22 protein-coding genes are annotated in these 19,856 nt (G+C 64.6%); 15 read left to right on the top strand and 7 right to left on the bottom strand.

All coding sequences use genetic code 11. The features are described 5' to 3' along the window. From pnuC to HBA99_RS16095, 5 genes are all read left to right on the top strand, one after another. Entirely contained in the window at window positions 1-579 is a 579-nt protein-coding gene (gene pnuC / locus HBA99_RS16115; RefSeq protein WP_070923643.1) for a nicotinamide riboside transporter PnuC, read from the top strand. A gap of 91 nt (window positions 580-670) precedes the next feature. Further along, window positions 671-2,947, top strand: a complete 2,277-nt coding sequence (gene helR / locus HBA99_RS16110; protein ID WP_070931281.1) for an RNA polymerase recycling motor ATPase HelR — start codon at window positions 671-673, stop codon at window positions 2,945-2,947. Window positions 2,948-3,068: 121 nt separating this feature from the next. After that, window positions 3,069-3,794, top strand: a complete 726-nt coding sequence (gene pyrH / locus HBA99_RS16105; protein ID WP_030094003.1) for a UMP kinase — start codon at window positions 3,069-3,071, stop codon at window positions 3,792-3,794. A gap of 45 nt (window positions 3,795-3,839) precedes the next feature. After that, on the top strand, window positions 3,840-4,397 hold the full coding sequence (gene frr, locus HBA99_RS16100) for a ribosome recycling factor (protein WP_030094002.1): 558 nt from the start codon (window positions 3,840-3,842) through the stop codon (window positions 4,395-4,397). Between the two features lie 20 nt (window positions 4,398-4,417). Beyond that, on the top strand, window positions 4,418-5,296 hold the full coding sequence (locus HBA99_RS16095) for a phosphatidate cytidylyltransferase (RefSeq protein WP_078322223.1): 879 nt from the start codon (window positions 4,418-4,420) through the stop codon (window positions 5,294-5,296). Here HBA99_RS16095 and HBA99_RS16090 read toward each other — a convergent pair. Both HBA99_RS16090 and HBA99_RS16085 read right to left on the bottom strand, forming a co-directional pair. Continuing rightward, window positions 5,293-6,090 (bottom strand): DUF6159 family protein, encoded by a 798-nt coding sequence (locus HBA99_RS16090; RefSeq protein ID WP_070923645.1) that lies wholly within the window; start codon window positions 6,088-6,090, stop codon window positions 5,293-5,295. The genes HBA99_RS16095 and HBA99_RS16090 overlap by 4 nt on opposite strands. Window positions 6,091-6,200: 110 nt before the next feature. After that, a complete protein-coding gene (locus HBA99_RS16085) occupies window positions 6,201-7,019 on the bottom strand; it encodes a DUF6159 family protein (RefSeq protein ID WP_070923646.1) in 819 nt (272 codons plus the stop codon). 88 nt (window positions 7,020-7,107) lie between these two features. On the opposite strand from HBA99_RS16085, the gene HBA99_RS16080 reads away from it, so the two are divergent. Next, a complete protein-coding gene (locus HBA99_RS16080) occupies window positions 7,108-7,845 on the top strand; it encodes a dienelactone hydrolase family protein (protein ID WP_070923729.1) in 738 nt (245 codons plus the stop codon). Then, window positions 7,845-8,459: an ASCH domain-containing protein gene (locus tag HBA99_RS16075; RefSeq protein WP_070923647.1), complete on the top strand. Its 615-nt coding sequence runs from the start codon at window positions 7,845-7,847 to the stop codon at window positions 8,457-8,459. Before HBA99_RS16080 ends, HBA99_RS16075 begins: the two co-directional genes overlap by 1 nt. On the opposite strand, the gene HBA99_RS16070 is transcribed toward HBA99_RS16075, so the two are convergent. After that, complete coding sequence (locus HBA99_RS16070; protein ID WP_070923648.1) at window positions 8,456-9,160, bottom strand: hypothetical protein; 705 nt, start codon at window positions 9,158-9,160, stop codon at window positions 8,456-8,458. The genes HBA99_RS16075 and HBA99_RS16070 overlap by 4 nt on opposite strands. Before the next feature lie 9 nt (window positions 9,161-9,169). Next, a complete protein-coding gene (locus tag HBA99_RS16065) occupies window positions 9,170-10,105 on the bottom strand; it encodes a DMT family transporter (protein WP_070923730.1) in 936 nt (311 codons plus the stop codon). A 165-nt stretch (window positions 10,106-10,270) separates the two neighbouring features. Here HBA99_RS16065 and HBA99_RS16060 point away from each other — a divergent pair, with 165 nt between their 5' ends. After that, a complete protein-coding gene (locus HBA99_RS16060; RefSeq protein ID WP_070949501.1) occupies window positions 10,271-11,137 on the top strand; it encodes a LysR family transcriptional regulator in 867 nt (288 codons plus the stop codon). Here HBA99_RS16060 and HBA99_RS16055 read toward each other — a convergent pair. Continuing rightward, window positions 11,134-11,787 (bottom strand): class I SAM-dependent methyltransferase, encoded by a 654-nt coding sequence (locus HBA99_RS16055; RefSeq protein ID WP_030093993.1) that lies wholly within the window; start codon window positions 11,785-11,787, stop codon window positions 11,134-11,136. The two genes, HBA99_RS16060 and HBA99_RS16055, sit on opposite strands and share 4 nt — an antisense overlap. Continuing rightward, on the bottom strand, window positions 11,780-12,730 hold the full coding sequence (locus tag HBA99_RS16050) for an NAD(P)/FAD-dependent oxidoreductase (RefSeq protein ID WP_070952729.1): 951 nt from the start codon (window positions 12,728-12,730) through the stop codon (window positions 11,780-11,782). Before HBA99_RS16050 ends, HBA99_RS16055 begins: the two co-directional genes overlap by 8 nt. A gap of 70 nt (window positions 12,731-12,800) precedes the next feature. On the opposite strand from HBA99_RS16050, the gene HBA99_RS16045 reads away from it, so the two are divergent. Together HBA99_RS16045 and rlmN are read left to right on the top strand one after the other, a co-directional pair. Further along, on the top strand, window positions 12,801-13,406 hold the full coding sequence (locus HBA99_RS16045; RefSeq protein ID WP_030093991.1) for a helix-turn-helix domain-containing protein: 606 nt from the start codon (window positions 12,801-12,803) through the stop codon (window positions 13,404-13,406). 26 nt (window positions 13,407-13,432) lie between these two features. Further along, complete coding sequence (gene rlmN / locus HBA99_RS16040; RefSeq protein WP_057969304.1) at window positions 13,433-14,554, top strand: dual-specificity RNA methyltransferase RlmN; 1,122 nt, start codon at window positions 13,433-13,435, stop codon at window positions 14,552-14,554. On the opposite strand, the gene HBA99_RS16035 is transcribed toward rlmN, so the two are convergent. Then, window positions 14,555-14,815, bottom strand: coding sequence for a DUF2631 domain-containing protein (locus HBA99_RS16035; protein ID WP_030093989.1), 261 nt, complete (start codon window positions 14,813-14,815; stop codon window positions 14,555-14,557). 150 nt (window positions 14,816-14,965) lie between these two features. Here HBA99_RS16035 and HBA99_RS16030 point away from each other — a divergent pair, with 150 nt between their 5' ends. Genes HBA99_RS16030 through ispG form a run of 5 tightly spaced genes read left to right on the top strand, consistent with a single transcriptional unit; the run spans window position 14,966 to window position 19,823 of the window. Beyond that, window positions 14,966-15,436, top strand: a complete 471-nt coding sequence (locus HBA99_RS16030) for a toxin-antitoxin system HicB family antitoxin (protein WP_057969604.1) — start codon at window positions 14,966-14,968, stop codon at window positions 15,434-15,436. Window positions 15,437-15,454: 18 nt separating this feature from the next. After that, window positions 15,455-16,207, top strand: a complete 753-nt coding sequence (locus tag HBA99_RS16025) for a DUF4097 family beta strand repeat-containing protein (RefSeq protein ID WP_057969605.1) — start codon at window positions 15,455-15,457, stop codon at window positions 16,205-16,207. 21 nt (window positions 16,208-16,228) lie between these two features. Continuing rightward, window positions 16,229-17,404 carry a 1-deoxy-D-xylulose-5-phosphate reductoisomerase gene (gene dxr, locus HBA99_RS16020; protein WP_057966791.1) on the top strand — a complete coding sequence of 392 codons (1,176 nt, stop codon included), beginning with the start codon at window positions 16,229-16,231 and terminating at the stop codon, window positions 17,402-17,404. After that, window positions 17,404-18,639, top strand: coding sequence for a M50 family metallopeptidase (locus HBA99_RS16015; protein WP_070923652.1), 1,236 nt, complete (start codon window positions 17,404-17,406; stop codon window positions 18,637-18,639). Before dxr ends, HBA99_RS16015 begins: the two co-directional genes overlap by 1 nt. Before the next feature lie 20 nt (window positions 18,640-18,659). Further along, window positions 18,660-19,823 carry a flavodoxin-dependent (E)-4-hydroxy-3-methylbut-2-enyl-diphosphate synthase gene (gene ispG / locus HBA99_RS16010; protein WP_057966789.1) on the top strand — a complete coding sequence of 388 codons (1,164 nt, stop codon included), beginning with the start codon at window positions 18,660-18,662 and terminating at the stop codon, window positions 19,821-19,823. Window positions 19,824-19,856: the final 33 nt, after the last annotated feature.

The raw sequence follows: 19,856 nt of genomic DNA, 5'->3' as shown, positions 1-19,856 counted from the left end.
GTGGACTGGACAGAGCTAATCGGCAGCCTGGCCGGTGTGCTGTTCGTGATCCTCGCTGTCCGCCAGAATATTTGGACCTTCCCGGTCGCGATCGTCAGCTCGCTGTTCTACATCGTGGTCTTTAGCCGGCAGACCCTGTACGCCGACGCTGCCCTGCAGGTCATGTTTATCGCGCTGGCCGCTCAGGGCTGGTACCTGTGGCGGCGGGGAAGCCCGGATCGGCATGGTGTCGTGGTGCGGCGGACGCCACGGCGGGCGTGGCTGCCGTTGGCGTTGTCCCTGGCGGTCCTGGTGGCGGCACTGTATGCGTTCCTGATCACGTTCACCGATTCCAATGCCCCTCAGCTTGATTCGGTGATCACCGGGCTCAGTATCGTCTCCCAATTCATGATGAACCGAAAATGGATCGAGAATTGGGCACTCTGGATCATCACCGACACGTTCTCCGTAGGTGTTTATCTGTTCAAGGGGTTGAACCTGACGGCAGGTCTATACGCGTTTCTCACCGTGATGGCCGCCGTCGGGCTATGGAGCTGGCGCAAAGAATTGCGGACGGAGACGACCGTCGACTCGGTATGAACAACCTGCCCCTTCCAACATATATCGGACAGGGGGCCTTGCGGCAAGGCCCCGGTCATACCGCACAATCGCTGGCCGAACGTCAGATGCCATGAATGAGAACGGAAACGGGGAAGTCCAGTTGACGACATACGAGGAAGAACTGGAATCCGAGCGGGAGTACATCGCTGGGCTCTATGTGCGGCTCGACGCCGAGCGTGCGCGCGTTAAGGGGCGATACCGCAGCACCCTGCGTGCGCCTGTCGATCAGCAGAACGGTGCGGCCATGGTCGAGCGCGACGACGAGGTGCGCGCACTGGCCAGTCAGGCGCAACGCTTGGATGTCGCCGACGACGGACTGTGCTTCGGCCGGCTGGATGCCGTCTCGGGAGAGCGGTCCTACGTCGGACGCATCGGTCTTCTGGACGAGACGAATGACTACGAACCACTGCTGATCGATTGGCGGGCTCCGGCAGCGCAGGCCTTCTACATCGCCACCGGGGCCAACCCGGAAAACACTCGGCGCCGGCGCCAATTTCGGACTCGGGGACGTCACGTAGATGCGTTCTCCGACGAAATCCTGGGCCGTCCCGACAGTGAAGATCGCGACGGCGAACGCGGAAGCATGAGTGATGCGGCGCTGCTCGCGGCCGTGAACGCACCGCGCGGCAACGGCATGCGCGACATCGTGGCGACCATCCAGGCCGAGCAGGACAGGATCATCCGGCTCGATCATCCTGGCGTGCTGGTCATCGAGGGCGGTCCCGGCACAGGCAAAACCGTCGTGGCGCTGCACCGCGTCGCCTACCTGCTGTACACCCAGCGCAAGCGGATGGAACGCCACGGTGTGCTGGTTGTGGGCCCGAATGCGGCCTTCCTCAGCCATATTTCGCGGGTCCTGCCGTCGTTGGGCGAGACGAACGTGGTGTTCACGACGGCGGGAGATCTGCTGCCCGGTCTGAAGGTGACGGCGGAGGATGGAGCGGAGGCCGCGCGTCTCAAGGGCTCGCTGCAGATTCTTGACGTGCTCGCGGCTGCGGTCGCGGATCGGCAGCGGACCCCCGTGGAACCACTGCGCATCCAGCTCACCGACGTTTCGGTGCGCATCGATGCCGATATAGCGCAGTGGGCCATCGAGGAGGCGCGTGCGAGCAGGCTCCCGCACAACGAGGCGCGAACGGTCTTCACCGACGTACTGACGTGGGCGATCACGGAGCGGGCGATCCCACGTATCGGCAAGGGGTGGCTCACACGCGAGGACCGCAAGGCATGGGAGCACCTGCGCGCGGAGCTGCTGGATGAACTCGGGGATCACGAGGGATTCGCCGCCGCACTCGACGAGCTATGGCCGATGCTGACGCCGGAGATGCTCTTGTCGGAGCTGTACACCTCACCGGAGCGGCTGCGCGCTGCCGGTGCGGATCCGGCACTGGCACGCCCTGTCGGTGACGCATGGACGGTCTCAGACATACCCCTGCTCGATGAGCTTGTCGACCTGGTGGGCCGCGATAAGGCCGCAGAGGAGGCGGCTGAACAGGAGCGCAGGGCCGAGGCCGAGTACGCGGCCGGGGTGTTGGACCTGATGACCGGCCGTGAAGACATGATGGACGACGAAGACCACCTCTTCGCCACCGATCTGCTCGGCGCCGAGGACCTCGCGGAACGATTCACCGAACGTGACACCCGCGACCTGGTCGAACGCGCCTCGGCCGACCGGGACTGGACGTACGGGCACATCGTGATCGACGAGGCGCAGGAGCTGTCCGAAATGGACTGGCGAGTTTTGATGCGCCGGTGTCCAAGCCGCTCGTTCACGGTGGTCGGGGACCTGGCTCAGCGCCGATCGGTGGCCGGTGCCACCTCCTGGGACGCGATTCTGGCCCCGTATGTGCCGGGACGCTGGCTGTACCGGTCGTTGTCGGTGAACTACCGCACCCCAGCAGAGATCATGGCCGTCGCCGCGGCGCTGCTTGCCGAGTTCGCACCGGGCGTCCAGCCACCCGAATCCGTCCGTTCCTGTGGCGTGCGCCCCTGGTCGAGACATCTCACCGAGGGCGAATTATCAAAAGCCATCGAGGAATTCACGAGCGATGAAGACGCTCGGGAGGGCACGAGTGTGGTGATCGGGCCACCGGGTGTACCCGGCACGGTGCCCGCCTCCGAGACCAAGGGCCTGGAGTTCGACGCGGTGCTGGTCGTGGAGCCGGAACGGATCCTGGCGGATGGGCCGCGCGGTGCGGCCGAGCTCTATGTGGCGCTCACCCGCGCCACACAGCGTCTGGGCGTGCTGCACGTGGCGCCGTTGCCGCAAGCTCTCGTCGGCCTCACCGAAACCACAGTCGGCCCCGGCTCGGTTCGCCGGGTCGTGCCAACGAGCGTCGCCCAATAAGGCAGGATAGACACCGCCGTCGCGGCCTTCCGATGAGCCGCTTGCGCGATGAGCAGAAGCAGCGGGCCCGATGGCTGAGTTTTGTGCACCGGCGTTGTTGAACCCGTACCGAGGAGGCGTGATGACTCGCGATGTGAGCCGCACCGGATATAAGCGGGTGCTGCTCAAGCTCGGCGGCGAGATGTTCGGCGGGGGAGCTGTCGGTCTTGACCCGGATGTGGTCCATAGGGTGGCCAGCCAAATTGCCGAGGTGGTTCGCAGCGGTGCCGAGGTGGCGGTCGTCATCGGCGGTGGCAACTTCTTCCGTGGCGCGCAGCTGCAGCAGCGCGGGATGGAACGGACGCGCTCGGACTACATGGGCATGCTCGGCACCGTCATGAATAGCCTTGCACTGCAAGACTTTCTGGAAAAAGAAGGCATTGTCACGCGCGTGCAGACGGCTATCACCATGGGCCAGGTTGCCGAACCGTACATCCCGCTGCGGGCCAGGAGGCATCTCGAGAAGGGCCGCGTTGTCATCTTCGGTGCCGGCATGGGATTGCCGTACTTCTCCACCGACACCACTGCGGCACAGCGCGCGCTGGAGATCGGCGCCGAGGTGGTGCTGATGGCCAAGGCGGTCGACGGCATCTTCACCGATGACCCGCGCGCCAATCCTGACGCCGAGTTCCTGCCGGAGATCACGCACCGCGAGGTCATTGATCGCGGATTGCAGGTCGCCGATGCCACCGCGTTCAGCCTGTGTATGGACAACCGGATGCCAATCCTGGTGTTCAACCTGCTTACCGAAGGCAATATCGCCAGGGCGGTCGCAGGTGAGAAGATCGGAACGCTGGTAACACCATGATGAGCCGCTTGCGCGAAGATCATCAGACCCGATGGGAGATCAATCGTGATTGACGAGGTTCTTCTCGACGCCGAGGAGAAGATGGAAAAGGCCGTGTCGGTCGCCCGCGATGACTTCGCGACGATTCGCACGGGCCGTGCCAACCCTGGAATGTTTCAGCGGGTTGTCATCGACTACTACGGCACCATCACCCCCATCACGCAGATCGCCGGCATCAACGTGCCCGAGGCCCGCCTGGTGGTCATCAAGCCGTACGAGGCCAATCAGCTCAAGGCCATCGAGGAGGCGATCCGCAACTCGGACCTGGGCCTGAACCCGAGCAACGACGGCAGCATCATTCGCGTTGCCATTCCGCAGCTCACCGAGGAACGTCGTCGCGAGCTCGTCAAGCAGGCCAAGGGCAAGGGCGAGGACGCCAAGGTGACCCTGCGCAACATCCGGCGTAAGGCCAATGACGAACTGAACCGGATCAAGAAGGACGGCGAGGCCGGCGAGGACGAAGTGGGCCGCGCGGAAAAGGATCTGGACAAGACCACCTCCCAGTACGTGACTCAGATCGATGAGTTGGTGAAGCACAAAGAAGGCGAGTTACTGGAGGTCTAGGGCCCCCGGTAATGACGACCATGGGAGATACCGACGCGGCTCCGGCCCCCGGCAACAGCCCTGCGCCCCCTTCGGGGACGAAGTCCCGGGCCGGACGCAATTTGCCGGCGGCCATCGGCGTCGGCGCTGTTCTCGCCGCCATGATCATTTTCTCGCTGCTGTACCAGAAGGAGATCTGGGTCGGCATCATCTCGGTCTTCCTCGGCATCGCGATGTGGGAGGTGACCAAGCGGCTGCGCCAGGCCGACATCTCGGTGCCATTCATCCCGCTCTTCGTTGGTGGGCAGGCCATGATCTGGCTGACCTGGCCGTGGGGGACCGCCGGAGCGTTGGGTGCGTTTGGCGCTACCGTCGTGGTCTGCATGATCTGGCGCCTGGTCGGGCACGGGTTGAACCAGCAGCCGGTGAACTATCTGCGCGATGTCGCCATCACGGTGTTCGTCGCCGCGTGGATCCCGCTGTTCGCATCCTTCGGCGCGCTTCTGGTCTATCCGGAAAATGGCGCTGAGCAGGTCTTCTGCCTCATGCTCGGGGTCACCTTCTCCGACATCGGAGGGTATGCGGCCGGTGTGCTGTTCGGTAAGCATCCGATGGCACCCGCAATCAGTCCCAAGAAATCCTGGGAGGGCTTGGCCGGCTCGCTCCTGGTGGGCACGACCGCATCGACCCTGGCGGTGACCTTCCTGCTGGGTCACCATCCCTTTGTCGGTGTGGCACTGGGCATCATGCTCGTCATCACGGGAACCCTCGGCGACTTGGTCGAGTCGCAGGTCAAGCGCGACTTGGGCATCAAGGACATGGGCACGCTGCTGCCCGGACACGGCGGCATCATGGACCGTCTGGACTCGTTGCTGCCTTCCGCGGTGGCCACCTGGATCGTGTTGACGCTCTTTATCTAGGTTGTGTTTGACGCGGCTGCGCTTCGGTACAGCACCGTTTGATAAATCCCGCTGACGGTCACGGCGGTCAAGACTGCGGCCGCGATCCAGAGACCACCGCACAGTCCGAGCAGGCCCGCGAGCACTCCTTGGCCCACCGTGGCGGCGGCGAAAAGCAAAGCCGCACCTGGCAGTACCAGCACCAGGGTGAAGATGCGAAGACCCACCTGGGCAAGGACATTTTTGGTCAGCACGCGCCGGAGGACGCTCTTGGAGGCCTTGATGGCATCCGTGGTGCGTGCGTCGTGCAGGACGATTGCCGGAAGCACCTGGAATGAGACTGCGCGCCAGACGAGGTCGAGAAAACGTCCGATGAAGAGAACGTGCACGAGGCTCCCGACATACAGGAGATTCTCGTCGATGACACCAATGCCCCAGGTGACGGCCGCATCGATGAGAACCCAGGGGACTAGCCGCCAGCGGTAGCGGGCTGCTGTCCGGAAACCGTTGGCGAAGATCGGCTTTCGACCCTCCAGTGCGGCGTCCGCCTGTGTTATGAGGGCCGTGAGCCAGAACATCACGAGGTACCACAGGATGAGGTAGTCGACGGTCAGCGCGGCACGGATGAACTGTGGCGCAGTCTTGTCGATGCCCGGCGGCAAGAGAAGTCCCAGGGTTATCAAGATCACGATGAACAGCGCCGCAGAGATGCCGGCAGCGACGGGGAAGAGCGCGAGCGTCCTGTGACGGCGCAGGAGGCGTATCGATGTCTTGAAAATGTCCCACGATGTCGGCAGTGCGTTGGAAGAAGCCACCGAGTCCCCTGATGTGTAACAACTCTTGTTACACAAGTTACCAGTGTGACAACTGAGGTGTGAGGAAGAGTGACAGGTACCACCTGAATCCAGGATGGCGTGGAGGGCGTCTACCTGGTCTTGAGCGCCTGGCGCAGGTCTACTCCGGCGAACGGTCCCGGCACATGGCCATCAACCGTGAACCGGTACAGGGCGGTCTGAAAGATCCCGGTGAGTGCGGCTCCGATGATGGAGCCCGCCAGGATCCACAGCGCGCCGAGTGCCGCGAGCACGCCCGTCACAGCGGTGGCGTTCGCGGCGACTCCCAGATAGATCAACCCGGCCCCGGGCAGCGTCAACATTGCGGTGAAAAAGTTCAGGCCCACGACGCCGACGACGTTCTGGCCCCAGGCGTTCTTGAGCGTTTCCTTGGTCTTCTTGACGGCGTCGATCGCGCCGAGATTCTGCAGCACGATCGTGGGCAGCACCTGGAAGGACACCACGCGCCAGGCGACGTCCAGCAATCGTCCGACGAACGGCACCCGCTCCTCGATGGCGCTGATGATCCAGGAGACGACACCGGTGATAAGAACCCAGGGGAGCAGACGTCCGCCGCGCTGGGCTGCTGCCGAGATTCCCCCGGCGACGCTCGGGTCTCCGCCCTCTAGTGCGATGTTCGCCTGTGAGATGAGCGCCGCCTGCCAGAACGTCGCGACGTACATCAGCACGAAGTACCCGACGGCGAAGACCGGGTAAAAGAGCGGCGGCACCGAATCTCCGGTCGTCGCGGGCAGTAGCAGGACGCCGAGGGTCACCATTCCGATGAGCACAAGCAACGCGGTGAGCCCGGACAAAATCGGGAAGACGACGAGCTCCTTACGTGAGCTCAGCACCTTCGCGGATGTCTTGAAGATTTGCCACGATGTCGACAGCGTGCTGGTGACGGCCATCAGATTTCCCCCTGGTCATTGACGGATCAATGAGGCTCAAGATACCAGTGCAGTAGCTACCCGCATGGGTGGCTGGTTTGATGGACATATGTCTCGTCGCGACGTTCAGATCCCGACAGCCGACGGGCAATGCCCGGGCACTCTGCACCTGCCGGACCAGCCCGGCCCCGCTGTCATCCTCTACCCCGACGCCGGCGGTGCCCGCGAGGTCATGCGCGAGATGGGAGACCGCCTCGCGACGCTGGGATACGTCGCATTGGTGCCCGACGTCTACTACCGCGAAGGCGATTGGGAACCTTTCGATCTGGCGACCGCGTTCGGTGACCCGCAGGAGCGTGGTCGTCTCTTCGCGACCATGGCCACCCTCACCCCCGAGCGCATCGACGCCGACGCGGGGGCCTTTCTGGATTTCCTCGGCCAGCAGGTCGAGGTCACGGGCGACACGGTAGGTCTGACCGGATACTGCATGGGAGGGCGGATCTCGTTGCGGGTAGCGGCGACTCACGCTCCCCGGGTGGGCGCCGCCGCGTCATTCCACGGTGGCAACCTGGCCAAGGCCGACGACCCGAATAGTCCGCATCACCTCGCCGACCGGATCACCGGTGCCGTGCTGGTTGCCGCCGCAGAGCAAGACGCCTCCTTTCCGCCCGAGCAGGAGCAGCTCCTGGCGCAGGTGCTGACCGATGCCGGGGTGCGACACACCATCGAGACATACCCCGCCCGGCACGGGTTCGCGGTCACGGACAACGCCACCTACGACGAGGCGACGGCCGCGCGGCATTGGCAAGCCCTCGCCGAGCTCTACGGCTCACACCTGGGGGTTTAATGCTGTTCGAGCCCAGGCTGCGGGCCGGAATTCACGATGGCACCATCTCGGTGGCTTACCGCCGCTGGAAGCGCCCCCAGGTGAAGATCGGTGGTCGTTACCGCGTCGGCTCGGATCGCATCCGTTCCATGACCGAGTTCGATTTCATCGAGGTCGATGCTGTCGATGAGATCACGGCGCGCGACATCGGCGATGCCGACGCGCTACTAGCCGGTTATCCCTCAGCCGCGGCAGCGCGAAGCGATGTCGGCGCGAGCGGTAACGATCCTTTGTACCGCTTGGCGTTTCGAAAGATAGCGATGGTCGATCCGCGCGCGGAGCTGGCCTCTGCGGTAGCGCTCACGGATGCCGACATCGCCGATATCGACGCGCGATTGGATCGGATGGACCGCAGCGCCACGCCGGGGCCGTGGACTCGCGAGGTGCTGCGAGAGATCGCCAAGCGCCCGCAGGTACGTGCCAAAGACCTCGAATCTTGCTCCCGCTGGCCCGATTTGGCGACGTTCAAGGTGCACGTGCGCAAGCTCAAGAACCTTGGTCTGACCCTGAGCCTGCCGGTGGGCTATCGGCTCTCACCGCGCGGTGAGGTGTATCTGGCCCGGGCGCTGAGCTAGCAGCTGAATTCCCGGCCGCTGCCGTCGGATGGGGTGGTCTCCTTCAGGCAACCGAAGGGCTCGATCCCGGCGTCACTGACCCGAATCGCGGACTTGGTTTTGGTGTTCGCACAGAACAATCCGGAAGTCTCACTGCGGCAAGCGAAATCCCCGAACGTCAGGCGGCCGCCGTAGTCGAGTGGGTTTCCGTCGCCGCTTTGGAAGGGGCCTGGGTCGCCATGGAGCCCGCCCACGGTGACCTGCTGGCCATTGAAATCTGTCCATCCGCCGACCCAGTTGCCCTCGGTACCGGCGGGCCGCTTTGGCGGATTCGTCAGGTTGACCAGGCAGGACAGTGTGCCGGGCTCGATGTTGCTCGTCATGCATCGCGTCTTGCCTGAGGGAGTCTTGAACGCGACATTCTCCCCGAGATCGGTCTTCTGGCCATCCTGGCTGGTCGCCGAGTGAAAGTTGGTGGCATTTACCGGCGCTCCCTTGGAAATCCACTGCGCCACAGCGTCATATGGCGTACCGGCGACGGGTTCCGGCAATTCGATGGGAGTCGTCGTGGTGGTCGTGGTGGGGGCCTTGCTTGTGGTGCTGCTTGACGCTGATGTGCTCGATGAGGGAGTGGTCGGGGAGACCGAGGCTCCCTTCGAGCATCCTGCGACCAGGAGCGTCGCTCCCAGCATGATCAGACCACCGTGTAACAGGGCACGCATGCAGCCAGGCTAGCTGGCTGCCACCGACTGACGGGTAGGCGCGGCGGCCGCCACCTCGATTCCGGGATTCTTCTCAGCCGCGGCGGGCCTGCTGGCACGGGCGTTCAGCCAGCAGGCCAGTGCGCCGAGGACCAACCCGATACCGATGCCGACATCCACACGCTGGCCGAGAATCGCCCACGACAACAGTCCTGCGACGGCAGGGATGACGCAGAACAGCATGGCCACCGCGGAAGCGCCGAACCGGCTCACAGCGTGGACGTACGTGGAGATGCCGAGTACCGCGCTGAACACCACCATGGCGCACACGGCCCAGGTGGCCTTCCATGGATCATGTACGGCAGTGGGCGTCAGCAGGGCCAATATGCCGGCGGGCACCAGCCCGGCGATGTTCTGGATGGTGCAGTTGACCCGGAAATCCACACCTGCGCAGAAACGCTGCTGGTACACGCCCCCCGCGGCCAGGCCGAGCAGCGCGATCAAGAGCAGCACCAGCACCGTGTCGACGCCGCCCGTCGCGAGCAGCCGGCTGGCGCAGGCGGCCAGTACGGCAACGATGCCGAGCACCAGGGCAAGGACTCGCCACCCGTTGAGCCGCTCACCCAGAAACAGGGCCGCGAGCACCGCGGTGACAACAGGATTCATGGAAATGACGACCGCGCCGAGGACGGCGGGCGCGCCGTGTTCGAGGGCTTCGTACAACGCGCAGAACTGCACCGCCTGCATCAGCAGGCCGGTAATGACGACGTGCCCGAGCTTGCGACCCGTCGGCCAGGCCGCCTTGGCCAGTAGGGCCCAGGCGGCGACGATCAGACCGGCGAAGGTGAAGCGGGCGACCAACACCAGCATGGGTGTCATGGCGGACACCGCGAGCGCGCCAACGGGGTAGCCCAGTGCGTAGAGGAATGTCAGCATCGACGCGAACCACATCGGCATCTTCTGCATGCCTGCCATGGTCGCCGGTTTCGACGACCGATGTCCAACGATAATTACTGATCGAAATCAATCAGCAATTGTTATCAATTGATACATCCCACCCAGTGTGGAGCTCATGATCACCCGACGTGGAGAAACATTGATCAAGAATTGTGATCGGACTACGGTGGCGATATGGCGAGTTCGACACTCGATATCGCACCGCTGCGGTCGCTGGTCGCAGTGGCGGATTGCGGGGGATTCCACCGGGCCGCGGCCGTGCTGCATCTGACCCAATCCGCGGTCAGTCAGCATGTGCGCAAGCTGGAGGCTGCGGTCGGAGAGCCGGTGGTCCGGCGTTCGGGGCGCGGTGTGGTGTTCACCGATAAGGGTGCGCAGCTGCTGGCGCACGCTCGTCGCATCCTTGCCGCGCATGACAGTGCGGTCGACGATCTGATCGCCGGCCAAGAACGCACGCTGATTCTGGGGGTCACCGAGCACGGTGCGGATTTGATACTGCCCAGCATCACCACTGCGCTGCGCAGTCATCTCCCGGATTGGTCGGTGCGGGTGCGGTTCGATCGCAACCTTTATCTCGCCGAGTCCGTGGACCGGGGGAGCATGGATCTGGCGGTCATCCTCGACGGATCGGGCCTGGATCGGGCCAACGCGGTGGGCACCGTTCGGCTGCGGTGGGTTGCGGCGCGTGGCTACAAGGCGAGTTCCATTGAGCCCCTGCAGGTCGTGACCTTCACCGAACCGTGCACCCTGCGTGCGCCCATGTTCAGCGCGCTGCACACGCTGGGGCGCCAGTACCAGATTGTGGGGGAATCACCGGACTTATCGGGGTTGTACGCGGGCCTGCGATCCGGGTTGGGAATGGCGCTGCTGCCCATCATCGGGTGGCTGCCCGACGGCATCGCCCCGGTCGAGGCCATGCCCGCGGCGAACCTGGCGACCCTATCGGTCGTCGGCCGCCGCGGGCTTGAAGCCGACGTGTATGCCGCTGTGGAAGGGGCTGCACGCGAGGCGCTTTCGGGCGCCGCCGCGGCGATCGCCTAGACCAATTCTGCGGCAGCGGTGCGGTGGGCTCGCAGCACCGTATCGGCGATATCGAACTCCTCATCGTCTCGCGTAAATGTGCGGTTGCGTGACTCGGCGACGAGGATGCGCCACAGGTCAGGATCGAGCGTGTCGGCGATGTCCTCGGCGGTGAAGTACCAGTCGGGCAGGTCCGGCCGGCCAATCGCCGCGTGCATGTCCGACGGATGGTGCCCGACGATCAGCAAGGTGCCCCCCGGTGCCACTGCTGCGGCCAGCGCGGCGAACACGGGCTCGCGCAGCTTTGTCGGCAGGTGCATGAAATGCGAGGTCACCAAATCGAATTGCCGATTCGGCTGCCATGTTGTCAGGTCGGCCTGCATCCAGGTGATCCTGTTGGCGAGCTCGGGGTCGGCTCTGGTGGCATTATCGGCGGCACGAAGCAGGGCGGTCTCCGCGAAATCCATTCCGGTGACCTGCCAGCCCTTCTGGGCCAGCCAGATCGCGTCACCGCCCTCGCCGCAGCCGGCGTCGAGCGCGGTTCGTGGCGGCAGTGACGAAATCTCATTGACCAGTTGTGGATTGGCGTTCCCGCTCCATAGTGCGTCGTGCGACCGGTAAAACTCATCCCAGGACTTCTCGTCGGACGGCGGGTTCTGGTGATCACGCATGTTGTAGCTCCTGGGCGTCGGCGACCGCGAGGTCGGCGTTGATGATCGCGGCGACCTCGGTTCCGGCCGCCGCAGAAGTGATGACCTGTGCCTTGATATCGGTGACGTTTCCGGCGGCGTAGATCCCCGGCGCCGCGGTGGCTCCTCTGGTGACCGGCAGATATGTCCCCAACAGATGGTCTTCGAGTCGCATTTCCTGCGCCGTCAGGCGTACCGGCGCCAACATGTCGACGCGCGCCGACACCACGGTCGCGACGACCAGCGCATCACACGGAAGCACGGCGCCGGTTCCCAGCTCTACCGCGGTGAGCGAGTCATCGCTGATCCGCAGGCGTGCAACGGGGCCGTCCACCACGCCGATGTCCCGGCGAGCCAGCTGCGCCGCATCCTCGGGTGATAGCGGAAAATCGTTGTGCCGCACCAGGCTGACGTTATCGCTGAGCTGGCGGAAGAGCAGCGCGTGGTGAACCGCTAGTGGGCCGGTGCCGAGCACGGCGATGGCGCGATCGCGCACTTCCCAGCCGTGGCAGTAGGCGCAGTGCAGGACGTCACGGCCCCAACGCTCGGCTAGGCCCTCGATATCGGGTAGTTCATCCACCACTCCGGTGGCCACCAGAACGCGGCGGGCTTGCACCGTTGAGGTCGTGCCGTCTGGCCAATCCACCGTCACGTTGAAATGGTTGTCCGCGTGGGATACCGAGGTGGCGCGCGCGTCGCGGAAGGCCGCGCCGTACTCTGCCGCCTCGCCGCGCCCGATATCAAACAGCTCGGACGGCGGAGTCGACTCGCGTCCGAGGTAGTTGTGAACCCGATCCGCCGGCGCGTTGCGCGGGTGGTGATCGTCGATCACGACCACCGACCGCCGCGACCGAGCGAGGGTGATGGCGGCCGACAGGCCCGCGGCACCGCCACCGATGATGGCTACATCCCAGAGTTTGTTCATGACACCACTATTGGGGCGGACCTGCGAAATGCGCAAGCTTTCTTGCCAAAGCAGCAATTTGGCCGCCATCATGGTTGGTATGGACGACCAGAATCAGCGGTTAGAGGCCGTGCTTGATGCGTTGGGGCCCCGGCTGCGGGCGCTGCGCCTGCATCGTCAGGTCACCCTGGCGCAGTTGTCCGACACGACGGGTATTTCCGAGAGCACGCTGTCGCGCCTGGAATCCGGTCAGCGGCGGCCCACTCTGGAACTTCTGCTGCTGCTGGCCGAGGCACACCAGGTGCCGCTCGACGAGCTGGTGAACGCACCCGCCACGGGTGACCCGCGCATCCACCCCAAACCGTTCAAACGACACGGGTCGGTCTATCTGCCGCTGTCACGCCGGCCCGGTGGGGTGCAGTGCTACAAGCAGATCATCCCGCCGCATTCGCCGAAGGGGGAACCGAACCTGAAGGTCCATGAGGGCTATGAGTGGATGTACGTGCTCTCCGGAAAGGTCCGCCTACTGCTCGGCGAGCTGGACCTGATTCTGCCCGCCGGTGAAGCCGCCGAGTTCGATACGCATATCCCGCATTGGTTCGGCAATCCGACCGATAAACCCGTCGAGGTATTGCACATTTTCGGCCCGCAGGGGGAGCGGATGCATGTGCGGGCACGTTCCGGTTCGGGGAACTAGCGCGAGCCTGGGATACTAGGTGGGTTATGTCTGCCGATAAAGGGTCCCTGCCGCTGGTTTTCGACGCTCCGCGCCGGGCCATGCCGCCGCGTCACCTGGCGGATATGACGGCCGAGCAGACGCGTGAGGCTGTGACCGCATTGGGGCTTCCGGCGTTTCGTGCCAAGCAGATCGCCAACCAGTACTACGGACGGCTGGTGGGCGACCCCGCGGCAATGACAGACCTTCCAGCGGGGGCGCGCGATGGTGTGGGCGAAGCACTGTTTCCCCGGCTGCTTCATCCGCTGCGCCAGGTGGCCTGTGATTCCGGGGACACTCGAAAGACGTTGTGGCGCTTACATGACGGCAGCACCGTCGAGTCCGTACTGATGCGCTACACCGACCGCAACACGCTGTGTATCTCTTCGCAGGCGGGGTGTGGCATGGCCTGCCCGTTCTGTGCCACCGGGCAGGGTGGACTGACGCGCAACCTCTCGGCCGCGGAGATCCTGGAGCAGGTCCGCGATGCCGCGGCCTCACTGCGTGACGGTGAGCTGCCGGGCGGCCCCGGCCGGTTGTCGAACATCGTCTTCATGGGCATGGGTGAGCCCCTGGCCAACTACAACCGGGTGCTCACAGTGCTGCGCAAGATCACGGCGCCGCCCCCCGACGGATTCGGTATCTCGCAGCGCGGTGTCACGGTCTCGACAGTGGGGCTGGCGCCGGCCATTCGCAAACTTGCCGATGAGGGACTAGGGGTCACTCTGGCGGTGTCGTTGCACTGCCCGGACGATGAGCTGCGCGACACCCTGGTGCCGGTCAACACCCGGTGGGCCATCAGCGAGGTGCTCGATGCCGCGCGGTACTACGCCGATGTCACGGGACGTCGGGTGTCCATTGAGTACGCGCTCATCCGCGATGTGAACGATCAGCCCTGGCGCGCTGACATGCTCGGTAAGAAGCTGCGAAAAGCCTTGGGGCAGTTCGTTCATGTGAATCTGATTCCGCTTAATCCGACGCCGGGCAGTCAATGGGATGCCAGCCCGAAGCCGGTCGAGCGTGAGTTCGTGCGACGCGTGCGCGAGCAGGGGGTTTCCTGCACGGTGCGTGATACCCGAGGTCGCGAGATTGCCGCCGCATGCGGCCAATTGGCCGCGTCCGAGCGCTAGCTAGCGGATACGGCCCGAGCGGCGACCGAAGTAGTCGTTCGCGGTGAAGGCCAGCACGATGACGGCGAAACCGACACAGAAGATGTCTTCGACCTTGCCGACGTGATTGCCCTTGAGGAGCAGCAGCAAGAAGGCCGCGATGGCGAGGCCCAGGATGTGGAAGATGCGGGGGTTCTGGCCCGAGAGCCCACGCCCGAACGCTGCGGACGGCACGTCCTCGACATCGACTCCGTCGTGCTTGACAACCTCAGTCGTGGCCACCGCCAGCCCTCCAATCTCAGACGTCTACTACAGCCCATAGTGTGCCACGCCCATCCGCTCCCGGGTACGCACACCCCGCACGGCGTGGAAACTTGACCTGATGCGACAGTGACACTTGTGGTGACACCGAAATGATGTCATCATGACACCATGGATTTGCAACCGTATGTCGACTCGGTGCGTCGGGACCTCGCCATAGCCGCGAAAGCGGGCGGCGCCGAGGCCGAAGAGCTCGCGGATCGATTGACTGCTCCGTTGGAATCGGCGATCCGGCTCGCCCTGCTTGACGCGCTGTCGGCGGCGGCCGAGCACATCACCCGAGAGCTCGCACCTGCTTCCGTCGATCTGCGGTTGCGTGGCCGCGAGCCGGAATTCGTAGTGAGCCGGCCGGTGGATCAACAGGAGGCTGAACCCGCCGCCGCGATCGACGAGAGCGCCGGCACCTGGCGAGTGACGCTGCGACTCCCGGAAAGCTTGCGCGCCGTCGTCGAGGCCGCCGCCGGAAACGAGGGGATCTCGCTCAACAGCTGGCTGGTCCGCGCCACAGCCGCTGCGGCCAAAAAGCCCTCCAGTTCAACAGTATTCAGTACGGGTCGCACCATCAGCGGCTGGGTCCGCTAACAAAGGAAAGGGAAAACCATGACTGCTCTGCCGGAATTTGAAACGCTTGACCCCATCGCCGCCAAGGTTGAACTCGCCCGCGGCACACTGCAGATCGTCGCGAGCCAGCGCACCAATACCGTGGTGGACGTCCGGCCACGTGATGCAGGCAAGGCGCTGGACGTCAAGACCGCTGAGCGCACCAAGGTCACCTTCTCCAAGGGATTACTCTCGGTGCTTTCTTCACAAGGGCTGACCTTCCGCACGGGCACCATCGACATCATCATTGAGCTGCCCAGCCAGTCAATCCTGGACATCGCGGTGGCGTCGGCCGAAGTGCGCGCCGACGGCGCGTTCGGTGACGTGCAATTTCAGTCGGCCAGTGGTGATTTGTTGATCGACACCATCACCGGGGACGCCCGCATGAACACCGCCTCGGGCGGGGTATCGATCCGAGAGCTCACCGGCGATGCCGGCTTCAACACCGCTCGGGGAGAGCTCGCAGTGAAGGAGCTGCGCGGCAATATCAAGGCCGCCTCGTCCTCGGGATCGGTGACCATTGGATCGGCGGTCGTCGGCGGACTGATCTTCGACACCGCCAGCGGCGATACCTCCATCGGTATCGCGATGGGCACCGCCGCCCGGCTGCAGATCGGCACCGCCAGCGGCGTCGTCACCAATTCGCTGGACTCGGTGGACGGACCGTTGGCGGGGGACGAGGAATTCCTCGTGACGGTGCGTTCGGCCTCCGGTGATGTCGAACTGCACCGTCCGGTGGGAGTCGCGGGCTAGCCCAGGCCGCACAATATGTAGGTGACACGTAGTTCAGAGGTCTGCCGGGTGTTGCTGCTCGGCAGCACCGGATCCATCGGCACCCAGGCACTCGAGGTCATCGCCGCCAACCCCGAGCGCTTCGAGGTCGTCGGCCTGGCTGCGGGCGGCGGCAACGTCGATCTGCTGCGACAGCAGATCGACGACACCGGCGTCACCAACGTCGCGGTAGCCGATAAGCATGCCGCCGAACGCCTTGACCTACCCGTGCTGAGTGGGCCTGGTGCCGTCACCGAGCTGGTGGAGAACACCGAGGCCGACGTGGTGCTCAATGCGCTGGTCGGAGCGCTGGGTCTACGTCCGACGCTGGCCGCGCTAAAGACAGGGGCACGGCTGGCGCTGGCCAACAAGGAGTCTCTGGTGGCCGGTGGGCCGCTGGTCACCAAGGCAGCGGCTCCCGGCCAGATCGTTCCCGTCGACTCCGAGCACTCCGCGCTGGCGCAATGCCTGCGCGGTGGTAGCCGTGGTGAGGTGGCACAGCTGATCTTGACCGCATCCGGCGGCCCGTTCCGGGGCTGGAGCACTCAGCAGCTTGAAGACGTCACGCCGGAGCAGGCCGGAGCGCACCCCACCTGGTCAATGGGGCCGATGAACACCCTCAACTCGGCCTCGCTGGTCAACAAGGGACTGGAACTCATCGAGACCCATCTACTGTTCGACGTGCCGTACCAGCAGATCGGTGTCGTCGTTCACCCGCAGTCGATCGTGCACTCAATGGTGACGTTCACCGACGGGTCGACCCTGGCGCAGGCCAGTCCGCCCGACATGAAACTGCCCATCGCCCTGGCGCTGGGGTGGCCGGACCGGGTACCCGCCGCGGCCATGGCCTGCGATTTCAGCACCGCGTCCACCTGGGAGTTCGAGCCACTGGATGCGAAGGTGTTTCCCGCCGTCGACCTGGCCCGGAGCGCCGGAGAGGCGGGTGGATGCATGACCGCCGTCTACAACGCCGCCAACGAAACCGCGGCCGCTGCCTTCCTGGCCGGACGTATCGGATTCAGGTCGATCGTGCGAACAATTGCCGATGTGCTTGATGCCGCAGGCCAATGGGAGGGAACCTCGGGAGAACCCGCTACCGTTGACGATGTACTCGACGCGCAGCACTGGGCTGACCAGCGGGCTGCGCAATTGATCCTGGCGGAGGAAAATCGAACCTGATGGCTGCGTACGCGATCGGAATTGCGTTGTTCGCGCTGGCGATCTTGGTATCGGTGGCGCTGCACGAGTGTGGGCACATGTGGGTGGCGCAGGCCACCGGCATGAAGGTGCGTCGCTACTTCGTCGGGTTCGGGCCGACATTGTGGTCCACCAAGCGCAAGAGCAACCGCGGTGCCAACGACGTCATTGAGTACGGCTTCAAGGCCGTCCCGCTCGGTGGCTTCTGTGATATCGCGGGTATGACCTCGGTGGAACAGCTCACTCCCGAGGAAGCCGACCGTGCGATGTACAAGCAGAAGGTCTGGAAGCGGGTGGCGGTGCTGTTCGCCGGACCGGCCATGAACTTCCTCATCGGCATCGTGGTCTTCTACGGTGTGGTCCTGTTCTGGGGCCTGCCGGACAACAATGCCCCCACACACCCGGAGATCAAGCAGACGAGCTGCGTGGCGGCGCAAAAGAGTGCCGACCCCACGGACATGGCGACGTGCACCGGGGAAGGGCCGGCGGCGCTCGGGGGCCTGCGCGAGGGTGATCAGGTGCTCGCCGTCGCAGGCAAGCAGCTCAGCACATCCAGCGACATGGTCACCGCGATCCGGGAGCTGCGCGGTCCGCAGGTCTTCGAGATCATCCGCGACGGCAAGCAGCAATCGCTCCTCGTCAACGTCGCCGAGACACAGCGCTGGGATGAGAAGGCAGGCAAGCTCATCTCGGTGGGTGCCGTGGGTGCCTCGCTGGGCACCTACGTGCCGCAGAAGCACTACAACCCATTGACGGCGGTTCCCGCCACCGGAAACCTCATCGGGACCGTTGCCGTCGAAACCGTAAAGGCCATCGGAAAGATCCCCACCAAGGTCGGTGCCCTCTGGGACTCCATCACCGGTAGTGAGCGGGCGATGGACACTCCGATGAGCATCGTTGGTGCGAGCCGCATGGGCGGCGAGACGGTCGAGCACGACATGTGGATCATGTTCTGGATCCTGTTGGCGCAGCTCAACTTTGCGCTCGGTGCCATCAACCTGCTGCCGTTGCTGCCGTTCGACGGAGGACACATCGCGGTGGCCACCTACGAGAAGCTCCGCAATATGGTCCGGTCGGCGCGCGGGCTCGCGGCAGGAGCTCCCGTCAACTACATGAAGTTGATGCCGGCGACATATCTCGTTTTGGTGGTGGTGGTCGGCTACATGCTGCTGACGATCACCGCCGACATCGTCAACCCGATTAGACTTTTTCAGTAGCGATCCAAACGGAGGATCACATGACCAGCCTGGGCATTCCGAGTGCACCGCCGCCGACACTGTCGCCACGGCGCAAGACACGTCAGCTGATGGTCGGAAGCGTGGGAGTGGGAAGCGACTCGCCGGTGTCGGTCCAGTCGATGTGCACCACCAAGACCCACGACGTGAACTCGACCCTGCAGCAGATCGCCGAGCTGACCGCCTCCGGCTGCGACATCGTGCGCGTCGCCTGCCCGCGGCAGGAGGACGCCGATGCGCTCGCCGAGATCGCCCGTAAGAGCAAGATCCCGGTCATCGCCGATATCCACTTCCAGCCCAAGTACATCTTCGCGGCGATCGACGCGGGCTGCGCCGCGGTGCGCGTGAATCCGGGGAACATCAAAGAGTTCGACGGCCGCGTCAAGGAGGTCGCCAAGGCCGCCGGTGACGCCGGGATCCCGATCCGCATCGGCGTGAACGCCGGCTCGCTCGATCCGCGCATTCTGGGCAAGTACGGCAAGGCGACACCGGAGGCACTCGTCGAGTCGGCGCTATGGGAGGCCGGCCTGTTCGAAGAGCACGGCTTCGGAGACATCAAGATCAGCGTGAAGCACAACGACCCGGTGATCATGGTCGCTGCCTACGAACTGCTCGCCTCGCAATGCGATTACCCGCTCCACCTCGGTGTCACCGAGGCCGGCCCGGCATTCCAGGGCACCATCAAGTCGGCCGTCGCCTTCGGTGCGCTGTTGTCCAAGGGCATCGGCGACACCATCCGGGTGTCCCTCTCGGCGCCACCCGCCGAGGAAATCAAGGTGGGCAACCAGATCCTGGAATCGCTCAATCTGCGTCCGCGGAAGCTGGAGATCGTGTCCTGCCCGTCCTGTGGCCGCGCGCAGGTGGACGTCTACACCCTGGCCAACGCAGTTTCCGCCGGGCTTGAGGGTATGGAGGTGCCACTGCGCGTCGCGGTCATGGGATGCGTCGTGAACGGACCGGGTGAGGCTCGCGAGGCCGATCTGGGCGTGGCGTCCGGAAACGGCAAGGGGCAGATTTTCGTGAAGGGCGAGGTCATCAAGACCGTGCCGGAGGCGCTGATCGTCGAGACACTCATCGATGAGGCCATGCGCTTGGCCGAGGAGATGGGCACCGAGATCGGAACCGACGGAACTCCTCCTGGCCAGCCGGTCGTGACCGTAAGCTGAACAAAGCTCGGCGTAACGGGACACACGGGAGCG

It is taken from the genome of Mycobacteroides chelonae, assembly GCF_016767715.1.
Taxonomy (GTDB): Bacteria; Actinomycetota; Actinomycetes; order Mycobacteriales; family Mycobacteriaceae; genus Mycobacterium; species Mycobacterium gwanakae.
This window is presented reverse-complemented; position numbering and strand designations above follow the sequence as displayed.